Below are 14,264 nucleotides of genomic sequence, written 5' to 3'. Positions count from 1 at the left end.
AGCCGGGCTACCCCGCCTCCTCGTCCCTCGCCCCGATCTTGCGCACCAAAGCCGCCGTCGCCAGCATCGCGCCCATGTCGGCGATCATCGGCGCGACATGCTTGGTGTAGTCGAGGCGCGTGGAGCTATCCGGGAGCTCGAAGAAATTCCTTTCCTGAGGCAGCAGGAGGAAGCCGTCGCTGCCGTTGAGCGCGACGCGTGCCGGATCGTTCGGCCGGGTCTCGCCGAGCCATTGCAGCGCCTGCGCCAGCCGGCCCGTCACCAGCGGCCGCGCCGCCTCGATATTGTCGGTGCGGAACTCATAGGCGGCATCGAGCTCCGGCACGCCGCTGGATAGTTCCTGCATCTTGCTGCCGAAGATGCCGCGGAGAAAGCCGACGACCTTGTTGGTCCGGCGCGCGGCCACCAACGTGCCGGGGAACGGCACGATCGTCTCGAAGGCGACGATCACGCCCTTGAACACTGCCGTCGTGCTCTTGCCCGTCCCTTCCCGTAGATCTGCTTCGTACAGCTCGAATGGAAACCCTTCGTAGCGGCCGGAGAAAACATCGTCGAAAGACTGTCGGTTGAACGAACCAACCGTCTCACGCGGCAGTCGGTCGAACGAATTCGGCTTAACGTTGTGCCGATACCGCATGTCCTCGATGAAACCGAAGATGGTCGGCAACAGCGTGCTGCGAAACGACTGCTGCAATTTGCTCGCTGGCTTGATCGCCCGGAAATAGAGCAAGATCGCTGCCAGGAGTCCGCCGACATAGAGGAACACATGCGGGGTCGAGACCCACTGCTCGTTCGGGTCGGCAACCCCGTTGAAGAGCCAGGCCACAAACACCACGAACGCCAGCACCAGCCCGATGAAAAGTGGGACCCGCAAGCGCGTCCGGCGATGGGCCGAAGCTCTTTCGGCCTCATAGGCCTCGATGTTCTTCCTGAGGCCGGCGATCACCGCTTCGCTCGGCATGAAATCCGCAGTTTCCATCACCCACCGCCGCCACAAGCCTGCCCGCGTTGGGCATGATAAACGGTTTGGTGGACCGCGTCAGCGCAGCCGTCAGCGCCCGGCACTGAAGATCGCATCGAGGCGGTCCAGAACCCTTTGCCTTGATTTTCCCTTCAACATTTCAACCCGCACCAGCCGCTCGTGATCGCCGGCGCGCAGCCGCATGAAGGCATGCAGCCGGTAGGCGGCAATGGCGCCGCGCGTGCCGGAATCGGCGCTGATGTCGACGACGAAAATGGCGCCGATGCGGCCAGGCCAAGGCTGGCGCGCGAAGGCGGTGCCGAAGAAATCGCCGAGTCCATAGGCGACGAGCGTCTTGCCGATCCGCTCGATCGGCTGCACGACATGGGCATGATGCCCGGCGATCAGGCAGACGCCATGTTCGGCCAGAAGCCGCGCCAGTGCCCGCGTCCTCGCACGTGGAAAATGCCGGAATTCCCAATCCCAATGCGGCACCGCGCAGAGGAGGTCGACACCCGAAGCGGCATCGCGCGGCCATTGCGCCGGATCGCCTTGCATCGAGACACGGCCCGCGAACTGAGCCGCGTCGGCATTGCGCCACAAGGTAAAGGCGGCAAGGCCTATGGTCAGCGAACCAACCGCAAACCGCTCGACCGGAGCCGCAGTGCCGATCGTGCGGATGCCTAATTGCTCCAGCACGGCGACCGTCTCGTCGAAGCCGGCGATGCCCTGGTCGAGCACATGGTTGTTGGCCAGCGACAGCACCAGTTTTTCGCGCGAAATGCCGGCAGCGGCCAGCGCCTCGGCAAGGAACCGCTCGTTCATCGCGTGGTGCGTGCCAAACCTCGTACCCAAAACAGCGCTCGGCCGTTCCACCACCGGGCTTTCGCAATTGCCGACCACGAGATCGGCCGAGGCAAGCAGTGCCGCAATCGCCGGATCGCAGTCCGGCGCGCTGCGATTGGCCACCGCCGAGATATCGCCGACGAAAGCCAGCCGCACCGTCCGCGCCGGCGGCGGGTCGAGCAGGGCTGCGTCCGCCGGAGCAAAGCCGCGCGCGTCGCCATTGAGCGAAGGCCGGAGGAAGCGTGGCAGCCAGGACAGTTTGTAGGAAAGCGGATAATTCGACACGCGACGGCCCAATGGTTTGCCTTGTGTAGCCCGCCAGCCGGATTGATTGAAGCGCTGACTGTTATCGTTGAACCACAGGGCTACAGGCGCGCGAACCAAATGCGTGTATGATCCACTGCGGAGCGACAAAAGGGGTGATCACGATGACGCGTTTTTCCAGGCTGATGGCATGCGCCATCGTTCTTTTCCTGCCGCTGTCTTCGGCCGGCGGCGCTGTGCCGGATACCGCGGCCCTGTTCGAGGCAAAAACCGTGGCCGAGCGTAACGGCGCTCTTGCCGCTCTTGAAACCGCCGCGCCAGGCGATCCGGCAGCCGCCTACGCCGCCGGCGCCGGCGAATTCTTCACCGCGCTGGAGATCCTGGCCGGCGGCCTGCATCGCCACGGTTTCGAAAGCCCGCAATCCTTCATGCTGCCGCTGATGCGGCTGCCGGTGCCGGACAATGCCAATCCCGAGCCACTGACCTACGAACAATTCCGCGCCATTCTCGTCGCCTTCCGCGATCGGTTGGAGAAATCCGCAGCCACGCTGGGTTCGGTGCCCGCCGATGCGGACATCGGCACGGTCATCGACCTCACCCGCCTCGGCATCGATCTCAACGAGGATGGCCAGATCGCGCCGGACGAAAGTGCCGCCGCGATCATGGCGTTTCTGTCACGCGGCGGCGGTGTGCCAGACGCGGCCGCACCCGCCCTCACCTTCCGCTTCGACCGCGCCGACGGTTATTGGCTGCAGGGCTATGCCGAGTTCCTGATGGCGCAGGCAGACTTCTGGCTGGCGCATGATTTCAAAAACACATTCGACGGCTCCTTCCACATGCTGTTCCCGCGCGCAAAACTGCCGCTGCAGGATACGCTCGTGCCGCTGGACGCTGGCATGAATGGCGGCATCCTGACGTCCGAATGGCGCCTCGCCGACTTCATCTCCCTGGTGCATCTCATCAACTGGCAAGTGGTCGAGCCTGAGCGCCGGCAAGCGGCGCGCCGCCATCTGATGGAGATGATCCGACTGTCGCGCGAAGACTGGAAAGCCATCCGCGCCGAAACCGACAATGACCGCGAATGGCTGCCCGGGCCGCAGCAGAAAGGCGCCAGCCCGCTGACGGGCCTTGAAGTCGGCGAGGAGCAGGTGCAGGCCTGGCTCGCCGCCCTTGATATGGCCGAGGATCTTCTGGAAGGCCGCACCTTGCTGCCGCATTTCCGCATCGCCGACAAAGGCATCAACATGAAGCGCTTCTTTGATGAGCCAAAAACCTTCGACCTGGTGCTGTCGATCACCGGGCCGGCCATCGCGCCCTATCTCGAACGCGGCAAGATTCTCACAAGCGAGGAGTTCAACCAGATCCAGCGCCAGTTCGGCGGCGCCGGGTTTCTGACGTTCGCGCTTTGGTTTAACTGAGGACGAAACCTGGAGGGTGCTCCTGACAGCCTGCTGTCAGCAGCCAAATTGCGCCTCGCGCTACCCGCCACTCCGCTCTTTCCATTTTGGCCGATACCTCCCATATTCGGGCCATGGCCAGACTCTCCGACAAGAAAACGCCGCCGCCGGCGAATGACGAGCGCGCTTCGCCGCCCAAGCGGCGCAGTCCGCTGACCGATTTCCTCGATGCCTCGGAGCCCCTGTACAAGGGCGGCTTTGCCGAGGCGCCGCAGGCCGAGTTCACCGGCGCGCCGCTGACCGGCTCGATTGCCGACTGGGCCGAGCAGATCGAGCGGGAAGCCGAGAAGGAAGGGCGTCAAATCTCCCCCATCGAGGGGGAGATGTCGCCGAAGGCGACAGAGGAGGTCGGCAAAGGAAGCGCTCGGCATGAAGGGTCGCAGAGCACTGCCGCACCGACTCCACCCGGCGGCTCCGCCGCCACCCTCCCCTCGAGGGGGAGGGAAGGCGCCAAGTCTGCCAAGAAGATCCCGGAGCGCTCCTCTTCCCCCGGCCGTACTGCACGCGGCACCTCGATGGGCGGCGCGGCTTCGGCGCGGGAGCGCACTGCGGCCGGTCTCAATCCTGTCGCCGGCCTCGACATTTCGCTGGAGGACGCCGAGACCATGGCCTCGGGCGGCGTCACCGCCACCGTCGCGGCGCTGTCGGCGCTGATCGAATCTGGCAATCCGCTGCACAAGGACGGCGTGCTGTGGACGCCGCACCGCCCTGCCCGGCCGGAGAAGTCCGAAGGCGGCATCGCCATCAGGATGGTCTCGGATTTCGAGCCGGCCGGCGACCAGCCGACCGCGATCAAGGATCTCGTCGAGGGCGTCAACAGCAACGACCGCACCCAGGTGCTGCTCGGCGTCACCGGCTCGGGCAAGACCTTCACCATGGCCAAGGTGATCGAGGAGACGCAACGCCCTGCTCTGATCCTGGCGCCCAACAAGACGTTGGCCGCGCAGCTCTATTCCGAGTTCAAGAAATTCTTCCCGGAAAACGCCGTCGAGTATTTCGTCTCCTACTACGACTACTACCAGCCCGAGGCCTATGTGCCCCGGACCGACACCTACATCGAGAAGGAATCCTCGATCAACGAGCAGATCGACCGCATGCGCCATTCGGCGACGCGCTCGCTGCTCGAGCGCGACGACGTCATCATCGTCGCCTCGGTGTCCTGCATCTACGGTATCGGCTCGGTCGAGACCTATACGGCGATGACCTTCCAGATGCAGATCGGCGACCGGCTCGACCAGCGCGCGCTGCTCGCCGACCTCGTCGCCCAGCAATACAAGCGCCAGGAAATCAACTTCGTCCGCGGCTCGTTCCGGGTGCGCGGCGACACGATCGAGATCTTCCCGGCCCACTTGGAAGACCGCGCCTGGCGCATCTCGCTGTTCGGCGACGAGATCGAGGCGATCACCGAATTCGATCCGCTGACCGGCCAGAAAACCGGCGAGCTGAAGAGCGTCAAGATCTACGCCAATTCGCACTACGTCACGCCGCGCCCGACCTTGAATCAAGCCATCAAGTCTATCAAGGAAGAACTCAAATATCGGCTGCAAGAGCTTGAAAAGGCTGGCCGCCTGCTTGAGGCGCAGCGGCTTGAGCAGCGCACCCGCTTCGACCTGGAGATGCTGGAGGCGACCGGCTCCTGCGCCGGCATCGAGAATTATTCGCGCTATCTGACCGGCCGCAAGCCGGGCGATCCGCCGCCGACACTGTTCGAATACATTCCCGACAATGCGCTGGTCTTTGTCGACGAAAGCCACGTCACCATACCGCAGATCGGCGGCATGTATCGCGGCGACTTTCGCCGCAAGGCGACGCTGGCCGAGTATGGTTTCCGCCTGCCGTCCTGCATGGACAACCGGCCGTTGCGCTTCGAGGAATGGGACGCCATGCGCCCGCTCTCCGTCGCGGTTTCGGCGACGCCCGGCGCCTGGGAGATGGAGCAGTCCGGCGGCGTCTTCGCCGAGCAGGTCATCCGCCCGACCGGCCTGATCGACCCGCCGGTCGAAGTGCGCCCGGCCAAGACACAGGTCGACGACGTAGTCGGCGAAATCCGCGAGACCACGAGGGCCGGCTACCGCACGCTGGTCACCGTGCTGACCAAGCGCATGGCCGAGGATTTGACCGAATATCTGCATGAGCAAGGCATTCGCGTCCGCTACATGCACTCAGACATCGACACGCTGGAGCGCATCGAAATCCTGCGCGATCTGCGCCTCGGCGCTTTCGACGTGCTGGTCGGCATCAACCTGCTGCGCGAAGGCCTCGACATTCCCGAATGCGGCTTCGTCGCCATTCTCGACGCCGACAAGGAAGGGTTCCTGCGCTCCGAGACATCGCTGATCCAGACCATCGGCCGTGCCGCCAGAAACGTCGACGGCAAGGTCATCCTCTATGCCGACCAGGTCACCGGCTCGATGGAGCGCGCGATGGCCGAGACCAACCGCCGTCGCGAAAAGCAAATGGAGTGGAACGCGGCCAACGGCATCACCCCGGAATCGGTCAAGTCGCGCATTTCGGACATTCTGGATTCGGTCTACGAGAAGGATCATGTCCGCGCCGACATTTCGCAGTTCACCGACAGCGCCGGCGCGATGATGGGCAACAATCTGAAGGCGCATCTCGACGCCCTGGAAAAGCAGATGCGCGACGCCGCCGCCAACCTCGATTTCGAAAAGGCGGCCCGCATCCGCGACGAGATCAAGCGGCTGCGCGAGATGGAACTGTCCATCTCGGACGACCCGCTGGCCAAATATGCCGACATGGAAAGCCCGGTTTCGGGCCGCGAAAAGGGCAAGCACAACAAGGGCGTGGCCAAACATCGTACAGCAGAGGAACAGGAGCGTTTCCGGAAGCTCGACGAGGCACATGCCGCCGAAGAGGCGGCCAAGGCTGCCCGGCCCAACCTCTTCCGCAAGCCGGAGCTCGACGAAATGGGCGCCGACGGCGCCGTGCCGGTCAAGAAGCCGCTGTTCGCGAAACCTTCGCTGGACGATATGGGACCTGGGACCGACATGCCGACGCCGTCAGGCGCGGTCTCCCGTTCGCTGTTCAAGAAACAGTCGGCGCAGGAAGCGCACGGTTCGGATTTCGGTATACCGGGTGAACCGACCAAGCCGCTGTTCAGGAAGAACTCACTGGACGAGATGACGGTGCGGCGGACCGAGAAGCCGGTCGAGGGAAAAGCGCCGGCGAAACCACAGCCAATCTCTCCCCTCGTGGGGGAGATGCCAAGTGGTGGCAAAGAGGGCAGGGCAGAGGGGGGCGCGAAGGAACACGACGTTTCCGCCAAACCCATTGTCCGTCAGCGCGCCGGCATCGGCTCCTACGAAGATCCCGCCGACTCTCGCCGCGAAAAGCGCCGCCCCGGCAAAACTGGTCGGCCGGGACGGTAGAGAGCTTCCCTTCTCCGCTTGGGAGAAGGTGGATCGGCGCGCAGCGCCGAGACGGTTGAGGGTGTTGGACGGAGCGCCGTCGATGCCAAGCTGGAACACCCCTCATCCGACCGAGCTTCGCTCGGCCACCTTCTCCCACCAAGCAAGGGGAGAAGGGGGAGCCTAGCCACTTGCCATGGGCCCTACCCTTGGTGTAGCCAGTTTCTACAACTTGAACGTCTTGAAAGGAGGGCTGCGTGTTATTTTCTCACCACCGTCAGCGCGGCCCTGTCTCTGCCCTGCGAGCTTGCTTGCAGGGCTGATCAGAGACGGTCCGGGTTCTTCTTCCCGCTTCGATTTTCTTGGTCTGCCCTTCGTGGTGCTGCAACGCTGAGCCTGATTGCCAGCCTGCGCACCGTCAAAGTGCATTGAACCGGAGCTCACTCCGGCCAGACCAGAGAAATCGATATGGCCCTGATCAGCCTCAAGTCCCTCGGCGTCACCATGAGTGCGCCGCTCTTCTCCAACCTCGACCTCAGCATCGGCACCGGCGACCGGCTCGGCATCGTCGCCGCCAATGGTCGCGGCAAATCCACTTTGTTGAGGTGCCTGACAGGCGAGTTCGAAGCCACCACAGGCGACATCACCCGCACGCGTGGCCTGCGCGTCGGCTATGTCGAGCAAATCATCCCCGCAGCGCTCGCCGGGCGCAGCTTTCATGAAGTCGTGGCCGACGTCTTGCCGGCCGAGCAGGCCGAAAGCGAACAATGGCGCGTCGATGTGGTCCTCGATTCACTCGATGTGCCGCAGCCGATGCGCGAGCGGCCGATGCGAGCCTTGAGCGGTGGTTGGCAAAGGCTGGCGCTGATCGCCCGCGTCTGGGTCACCGACCCCGACGTCCTGCTTCTCGACGAGCCGACCAACCATCTCGACCTCGGCAAGATCAGCCAGCTCGAAACCTGGTTGAACGCGCTGCCGCGCGAGGTGCCGGTGGTGATCGCCAGCCATGATAGGGCGTTCCTCGACGCCACGACCAACCGCACGCTGTTCCTGCGTCCCGAACAATCGCCGGTGTTTTCGCTGCCCTATTCGCGGGCGAGGCTTGCGCTGGACGAGGTCGACGCCTCGACCGAACGCAAGTTCCAGCGCGACATGAAAGTGGCGCAGCAGCTGCGCCGGCAAGCGGCCAAGCTCAACAATATCGGCATCAATTCCGGCTGCGACCTTTTGACGGTCAAGACCAAGCAGCTCAACCAGCGGGCAGAGCGCCTGGAAGACGCGGCAGCGCCGGCGCACCGCGAAAGATCGGCGGGCACGATCAAGCTCGCCAATCGCGGCAGCCATGCCAAGGTGTTGATCACGCTCGACGATCTGGTGGTCGGAACGCCTGACGGCACGGTTCTGTTCGGCACCGGCAAGCGCCATATCTGCCAAGGCGACCGCATTGTCCTGCTCGGCCGTAACGGCGTCGGCAAATCACGGCTGATCGGCCTGATCCGGAATGCCATCGTCGAGCCGCAAACGGCGGCGCAAGGCGTGAAGGTGACGCCGTCGACGGTGCTCGGCTATAGCGACCAGGCGCTGTCGGGCATCGGCGGCGACGACACGCCGCTGGCGATGCTCTCGCGCAGATTCGATGTCGGTGAGCAGCGCGCCCGCTCGCTGCTGGCGGGCGCCGGCGTCAGCATCGACATGCAGGAGCGCAGGATCGGCGTGCTGTCCGGCGGGCAAAAGGCGCGGCTGATGATGCTGGCGCTGAGGCTCGCCAATCCCAATTTCTATTTACTCGACGAGCCGACTAACCACCTCGACATTGATGGCCAGGAGGCGCTGGAAGCGGAATTGCTGGAACGTCAGGCGAGCTGTCTGCTCGCCTCGCACGACCGCTCCTTCATCCGCGCGGTTGGCAACCGCTTCTGGCTGATCGAGAAACGGCGGCTGACCGAGATCGATAGCCCGGAAGCTTTCTTCCAGGAGGTAGCCGAAGCGGGCGGTTAAAAAATTGCGGAAAAAAATCCGGCGCTCTGTCGGATGATGATCGCATGCCACGTCCTTGGGACGCCGACACGGTGATGCCGGCGCCAATCGAGGAGAAAGCATCATGTCTATTCTGTCATCCATAGGTCACGCCGTGACGCGTTACTCGGCGGCTCGCGCCCGTTATCGCAGCGAACGCGCCATCCTTTCATTGCCGATCGAGTTGCGCAAAGATATCGGCTGGCCGGAAATCGTCGTCGACGCGCAAAACAGCCCGCGGATTCGCATCGAAGGTTGAAAGGTGGCAGTTGGCCGTCGCGGCAGGCGCCATTTCGAATCCAAACCATCGGCCGTGTAGGATCTTCGCCGTTGAGTTCGTCCTGTGGTTCGCAAAGGCCAACCAGACGCAAAGAGGAGCATGACATGAATGATCAGCCGCAGACCCAGTCCGCCGCCAAAGTGCTTGGCGGATTGACGCCCTACCTTCAGCTGGACGGCGCTTTCAAAGCCGCAGAATTTTACCAAAAGGCCTTCGGTGCCGAGCAGGTCTTTGCCTATCCGCCGGATGAACAGGGCCGCACCATGCATATCCATCTCCACATCAACGGTTCGACCCTGATGCTTTCCGACTTCTATCCCGAGCATGGAATGGCCGCTGTGAAGCCGCAGGGCTACACCATGCAGCTCCATCTCGGCAGCGACGACATCGACGCCTGGTGGAAGCGGGCCATCGAGGCGGGTTGCGAGGCAGTCGTGCCGTTGCAGGTGATGTTCTGGGGCGACCGCTGGGGCAATATGCGTGATCCGTTCGGCGTCGAATGGGCAATGAACGCACCGGTGAAAGCAGCTTAACATCCAACACAGGCTGTGTCTGAAATCACCTCTCCCCGCTATAAAGGGAGAGGAAAACGATCACATGGAGGAAGTCAGATGTCCTATGTCGACGGTTTCGTGCTGGCCGTGCCCAAGGCAAATCTCGATGCCTACAAGAAAATGGCGCAGACGGCCGGCGCCGTCTGGAAGGAGCATGGCGCGTTGGCCTATGTCGAATGCATTGGCGACGACGTACCCTATGGCGAGCTCACCTCGTTCCCGCGCGCCGTGCAGGCCAAGGAAGACGAGGTCGTCATCTTCTCATGGGTGGTCTACGAATCGCGCCAGAGCCGCGACGCGGTGATGGCCAAGGTGATGGCCGATCCTCGTCTCAAGCCGGACTGGGAGACCATGCCGTTCGACGGCAAGCGCATGATCTTTGGCGGCTTCCAGCCGTTTTTGGAGCTGTAGGCCCGCAACGCATTACGCTAGTCGGTCGAGCAGCGGCTTCAGCCGGTCGCCATAGCGCTTCCACAGATCGACCGAGCCCTGATACATCGGCTGGCGCACTTGCGCGGCCGACGCCGTGCGCACCGGCCGGTCGGTCTGGTGAAACGACAGCACGGCGTCGTCCCAGGGCAGGCCGAGATGGGCGATCAGCGCCCGCGACTGGCCTTCCTGGTCGGCGACGAAATCCTCGTAGCGAACGTCGTGCACGACATCAGGCAGCACGGCGTGCCAGTGCGCCATGATATCGGTGTAGAGATTGTGGAAATCGGCGAGCTCGCCGAGGTCGTAGCCGTAGCGGTGGCTGTCGCCGCGGAAATGCACTTTGTAGATCGACAGGCAGGTCGCCGCCGCATCGCGCGCGCAATGGATGATCTTGGCCTTCGGCAGCACCATATGGATGAAGCCGACCAAGAGGAAGTTGCCGGGCATCTTGTCTGTGACGTGCCGAAAACCTGGATAGCGGGCGCGCAGCATGTCGAGATACGCCTGGCCGGCCTCAGCATAGGCCTTGTCGGGCATGTCGGCGATGCCCCAGGGAAAGCCGCCCTTCATGCTGAGCGGAAACTGCTTACCGACCGCCGTCTTCAATATGCTGAGCTCGCCGGCGCCATAGACCTGCGGATGGCTGGCGATGATCTGCTCGACCAGCGTGGTGCCGGATCGCGGCATGCCGACAACGAAGATCGGCGTGTCGTCGGCGATCCCGCTCGGCCTGTGTTTTTCAAAAAAGGCCTTGTCGAATACCGCCTTCATCGCCTCGAACTCGCCGCGCGTCTTGCCGGCGTCGTAGTCGATGCCCTGGCGGCGGATCGCGTTGCCTTCGGTGAAATAGTCGAAAGCGCGGCCATAATCACTAAGGTCGTCGTTGGCCTTGCCGAGGCCGAAGGAAAGCTGCATGCGCGCAAGGCTGCCTTGGGGCGCCTTGGCGTGCTCCGCCTCCATGCGGGCAAGCTCGGCGTCGCGCTCCTTCTGGCGCTTGACCTGGGTGAGCATCAGCCAGGCCCTGGCCATGCCGGGGTCCACCGCCAGCGCCTGCCTGAAAAGATCCGCAGCCTCGTCGAGATTGCCCTTTTCCATCAGCCCGACGCCCAGGCCGTGCAAAAGATCGGCATCCTTCGGCCGGATCGTCAGCGCCTCGCGAAAAACAGCCAGTGCTTCATCCAGCCGGCCCGCTTCCTGCAGCGTTTCGGCAAGCCCGACGCGGGCGCGGACATGGAACGGGTTGCGGCCGATCGTGCCGCGATAAATATCTTCGGCGCCTTCGAATTGGCCGAGCTGCTTCAGCGACGAGCCGAGATTGTCGCGCGCCGCCAACTGGTCCGGCCGAATCGCCACCACCTTGCGGAAGAGATCGGCCGCGGCCGCCACCCGGCCGAGGTCGCGCAGCACGGTGCCGAGATTGTTGAGGAAATCCGGATTGTTCGGCTGCAGACGCACCGATTGTTCGATCAGCGCCAGCCCCTCGGCGCTGCGCCCGGTCTGGTGCAGCAGAAGCCCGAGGAAATGCGCAGCAGCGGGGTGGTTGGCCTTTTGCGCCAGCACCTGACGGTAAAGCGCCTCGGCTTCCTGCCGGCGCCCCGCCTGGTGCAGCTGCAGCGCCCGCTGCACGTACTGGTCAAGCCCCAGCGGCGGCTGTCCGCCTGAGCCGTAACGTGCGCCTGCCGGTTGTCTCGGATCTCTGTTGATTGGAAACCTGCCGTGTTGTCCGCCTGCCGCGATCTAGGCCATCGCTGCGGCACGTGCAAGAGCAGACGGCGGTCGCTACGAAGCAAACCTCCGAACCCGGGGAACTTACCGAAAGTCGGCCGGCGTCAGCACATACATGTTCTTGCGGCCGTGCGAGTAGGCTTCGCGCGCAATATCGTGGATCGACGAACGCTTGGCGTCGAAGGCACTGAGGAATTCGGCTTCGGCTCCGCTTGCAGCCGGGTTTACCGTCGAAAGTGCCGTAACCTCGATAAAGAACGGGACTTCGAACATGCCGTCATGCCCGACGAAACGAACGCGCTTGGCCGCAGCGTCGTAGGAGCGGCTGGGATTGGGAAAATTGAGTGTCATGGCTTGCGCGTCAAATAAGGCGGTTGCTTTCGGCAAGCTGGCGCGCCCGCCGCACCGTGCCGTCGGTGTCGGCAATCCTTCGCCTTGCCGCCTCGTCGCTTCTTATCGTGAGGCGCGGCGACATGACCTTTGTCGGCTTGACGACAGGATCGACTGCAACTATCGGGACATCCGGTGTTCTTGCGGAACTCATGACTCTATTCCCTTCATACCTAAATAAACACAAATGCCGGAGGAACTCTTCCGGAACTTCTTCAAACATTTTTGAGGTTCTGGGCACCGTATCATCGTTTCGCAAATAACCATAGAAAAGTAATTTTACGTTGGTAGCGGCAAAAAGCCGGAATCTTCTTGAATAAGCCGCATTTTCAGAATATTGGTATGGAACCGTTTTTGGGCCGTGCTTGGTCCCCTCGCGGCGTCAGGGGTTCTCGGCCCGTCAAAACTCATACAAATCGCCGATACCCGGTACCGCAATGCAGGCCCCGTTTTCAGGGCCAGGCCGGAAAGAAACTTCAAGGCACAGGAATGTCTGCCCGCACCACTCATTCCATCGCGCATTTCGCGGCACCTTTCGTGCTTGGCGGGCTAGATGGCGTGCAGCCGGCCGGCGAGTATGACATCGACCACGACGAGGAACTGATCGACGGCATGTCGTGGCTTGCCTGGCGCCGCGTCGCCACTTTCATCCACCTGCCGTCAAGGACGGTGAAAAGCCCGACCAGCCAGCTTGTCGCCGTCGACCACGCCGAACTCGAAGCAGCGCTTCGGCACGATCAGGAGAATGTTACATGATCCGCTTCCAGCAGAGTGCGCGGCGCACGGATACGCCGTCGCATATCTTCACCGTCGGCCAGACCGTCCGCATGAAGAGCCGCATCGGCCTTGTCCAAAAGACCGCGGAGCTGTTCCAGATCAAGAGCCGGCTGCCGGTCAAGGACGGCTCTCCGCAATACCGCATCCGCAGCGAGCAGGAGACCCACGAGCGGGTCACCACGGAAGACAATCTCGAACCGGTCGACAACCCGGCCGGCTGAGCGATAGCACTCTCGACATTACCACCCACGCACGAGGGATCAGAAATGGCCAAGGGTCAACAGCGAAGCAACCGCGAGACACGCAAGCCCAAGAAGGACAAGGTGGCTGCAAAGCCGGCCTCGCCGTTCGGCTCGGCGGTCAAGCAGGCGGAGACCGGTACGAAACCCAAGTCCAAAGGCTAGGGTCGATCGCAGACAATCTGCTGGAGGCGTGCTTGAATTTCGTCATCGAGTTCTACCGCTCGCGCGATGCCGACGAAGCGACACTCGACCGGGTGTCGTTGGAGGCGCCGAACCTGCGCGCCGCCCTGCAAGGCGCCGCCACGCTGCTTCACACGTTGATGATGCCGCAGATCCCCGATCGCCTGCGCATCTCCAACGAGGACGGCGCCGAGCTCTACGTCGGCCCCGCCGATGGTGCCTATCCGGACGAACAGTGAGGCCGGTGCGCTAGCACGGCCCATCATCGACGACCCTATAATCAGCCGCGCGGGCCTCGCATTCATTGGGGAACGTGCGCAGTTCGCCATGGCGACGGGCACAGACCGGGCGGTATTCGCGGGTACAGAATGTCTGCCCCCCGCCGCCACCACCGCGACGGCACTCGCCTTCACGGATGATGCGGTATCCGGCGCGTTCGGCAAGGCAGGCGTTGGCGAAGGTCTGGCGGTCGCCGCCGCGCCTGGCGCAGACCGGGTCATATTGCCTGGTGCAGAATTGCGGTCCCGGCCGTGGCGGGCGCGGCCCCGGCCCCTCATCGACCACGACGGTGCAGGCCGCGAGAATTGCCGACAGGAACAGGATGGAAAAACCCTGCCGCGAGAAGATTGCCGCAAGAAACCGCATGAATGTTCCCTCCCTCGAAGCTCGTGCCTGCACAAATGGTGCCTGCGTCCGGCCGATCCTCGTCATTCCGCCGCCAAATGCAACCCCTGTTTGCAACGGGCGGCATGGCCAACCAAGGCGGTATGCC

Annotated in this window: 16 protein-coding genes; 10 read left to right on the top strand and 6 right to left on the bottom strand. The window is 63.3% G+C overall.

From position 1 onward, the window contains the following. Positions 1 to 7 precede the first annotated feature (7 nt). Positions 8 to 979: a hypothetical protein gene (locus tag NKI63_RS15135; RefSeq protein ID WP_352822103.1), complete on the bottom strand. Its 972-nt coding sequence runs from the start codon at positions 977 to 979 to the stop codon at positions 8 to 10. A gap of 72 nt (positions 980 to 1,051) precedes the next feature. Further along, the gene (locus NKI63_RS15130; RefSeq protein WP_352822100.1) at positions 1,052 to 2,092 is read right to left on the bottom strand and encodes a CapA family protein; all 1,041 of its coding nucleotides are present in this window, start codon (positions 2,090 to 2,092) and stop codon (positions 1,052 to 1,054) included. 143 nt (positions 2,093 to 2,235) lie between these two features. On the opposite strand from NKI63_RS15130, the gene NKI63_RS15125 reads away from it, so the two are divergent. From NKI63_RS15125 to NKI63_RS15100, 6 genes are all read left to right on the top strand, one after another. Then, positions 2,236 to 3,489, top strand: coding sequence for a hypothetical protein (locus NKI63_RS15125; protein ID WP_352687850.1), 1,254 nt, complete (start codon positions 2,236 to 2,238; stop codon positions 3,487 to 3,489). Between the two features lie 113 nt (positions 3,490 to 3,602). Next, positions 3,603 to 6,917, top strand: a complete 3,315-nt coding sequence (gene uvrB / locus NKI63_RS15120) for an excinuclease ABC subunit UvrB (RefSeq protein ID WP_352822097.1) — start codon at positions 3,603 to 3,605, stop codon at positions 6,915 to 6,917. 447 nt (positions 6,918 to 7,364) lie between these two features. Next, positions 7,365 to 8,894 carry an ABC-F family ATP-binding cassette domain-containing protein gene (locus NKI63_RS15115; RefSeq protein ID WP_352687854.1) on the top strand — a complete coding sequence of 510 codons (1,530 nt, stop codon included), beginning with the start codon at positions 7,365 to 7,367 and terminating at the stop codon, positions 8,892 to 8,894. Positions 8,895 to 8,997: 103 nt separating this feature from the next. Further along, on the top strand, positions 8,998 to 9,171 hold the full coding sequence (locus tag NKI63_RS15110; protein WP_023719167.1) for a hypothetical protein: 174 nt from the start codon (positions 8,998 to 9,000) through the stop codon (positions 9,169 to 9,171). Positions 9,172 to 9,296: 125 nt separating this feature from the next. After that, positions 9,297 to 9,725, top strand: a complete 429-nt coding sequence (locus NKI63_RS15105) for a VOC family protein (protein ID WP_352646563.1) — start codon at positions 9,297 to 9,299, stop codon at positions 9,723 to 9,725. 78 nt (positions 9,726 to 9,803) lie between these two features. Further along, positions 9,804 to 10,157, top strand: a complete 354-nt coding sequence (locus NKI63_RS15100) for a DUF1428 domain-containing protein (RefSeq protein WP_352687856.1) — start codon at positions 9,804 to 9,806, stop codon at positions 10,155 to 10,157. Between the two features lie 12 nt (positions 10,158 to 10,169). Here the strand turns inward: NKI63_RS15100 and NKI63_RS15095 are convergent, their stop codons facing one another. From NKI63_RS15095 to NKI63_RS15085, 3 genes are all read right to left on the bottom strand, one after another. After that, on the bottom strand, positions 10,170 to 11,804 hold the full coding sequence (locus NKI63_RS15095; protein WP_352822092.1) for a tetratricopeptide repeat-containing sulfotransferase family protein: 1,635 nt from the start codon (positions 11,802 to 11,804) through the stop codon (positions 10,170 to 10,172). 183 nt (positions 11,805 to 11,987) lie between these two features. Then, the gene (locus NKI63_RS15090) at positions 11,988 to 12,254 is read right to left on the bottom strand and encodes a DUF1488 family protein (RefSeq protein ID WP_254819211.1); all 267 of its coding nucleotides are present in this window, start codon (positions 12,252 to 12,254) and stop codon (positions 11,988 to 11,990) included. Positions 12,255 to 12,264: 10 nt separating this feature from the next. Beyond that, positions 12,265 to 12,447 carry a hypothetical protein gene (locus NKI63_RS15085; RefSeq protein ID WP_352687860.1) on the bottom strand — a complete coding sequence of 61 codons (183 nt, stop codon included), beginning with the start codon at positions 12,445 to 12,447 and terminating at the stop codon, positions 12,265 to 12,267. Positions 12,448 to 12,782: 335 nt separating this feature from the next. Between NKI63_RS15085 and NKI63_RS15080 the strand changes: the two genes are divergently transcribed. From NKI63_RS15080 to NKI63_RS15065, 4 genes are read left to right on the top strand one after another with little or no spacing between them, the layout of a single operon-like run. Continuing rightward, positions 12,783 to 13,049, top strand: a complete 267-nt coding sequence (locus NKI63_RS15080) for a hypothetical protein (protein WP_352687861.1) — start codon at positions 12,783 to 12,785, stop codon at positions 13,047 to 13,049. Beyond that, a complete protein-coding gene (locus NKI63_RS15075; RefSeq protein WP_352687863.1) occupies positions 13,046 to 13,291 on the top strand; it encodes a hypothetical protein in 246 nt (81 codons plus the stop codon). Before NKI63_RS15080 ends, NKI63_RS15075 begins: the two co-directional genes overlap by 4 nt. A gap of 45 nt (positions 13,292 to 13,336) precedes the next feature. Next, a complete protein-coding gene (locus tag NKI63_RS15070) occupies positions 13,337 to 13,474 on the top strand; it encodes a hypothetical protein (RefSeq protein WP_254819207.1) in 138 nt (45 codons plus the stop codon). A 32-nt stretch (positions 13,475 to 13,506) separates the two neighbouring features. Beyond that, entirely contained in the window at positions 13,507 to 13,731 is a 225-nt protein-coding gene (locus NKI63_RS15065; protein WP_254819206.1) for a hypothetical protein, read from the top strand. A 10-nt stretch (positions 13,732 to 13,741) separates the two neighbouring features. On the opposite strand, the gene NKI63_RS15060 is transcribed toward NKI63_RS15065, so the two are convergent. Beyond that, on the bottom strand, positions 13,742 to 14,137 hold the full coding sequence (locus NKI63_RS15060) for a Kazal-type serine protease inhibitor family protein (RefSeq protein WP_352687865.1): 396 nt from the start codon (positions 14,135 to 14,137) through the stop codon (positions 13,742 to 13,744). Positions 14,138 to 14,264: the final 127 nt, after the last annotated feature.

The organism is Mesorhizobium sp. M0410 (assembly GCF_040321435.1).
Lineage (GTDB): Bacteria > Pseudomonadota > Alphaproteobacteria > Rhizobiales > Rhizobiaceae > Mesorhizobium.
The sequence above is the reverse complement of the archived record's forward strand: the minus strand, read 5'-3'. Positions and strand labels throughout refer to the sequence as shown.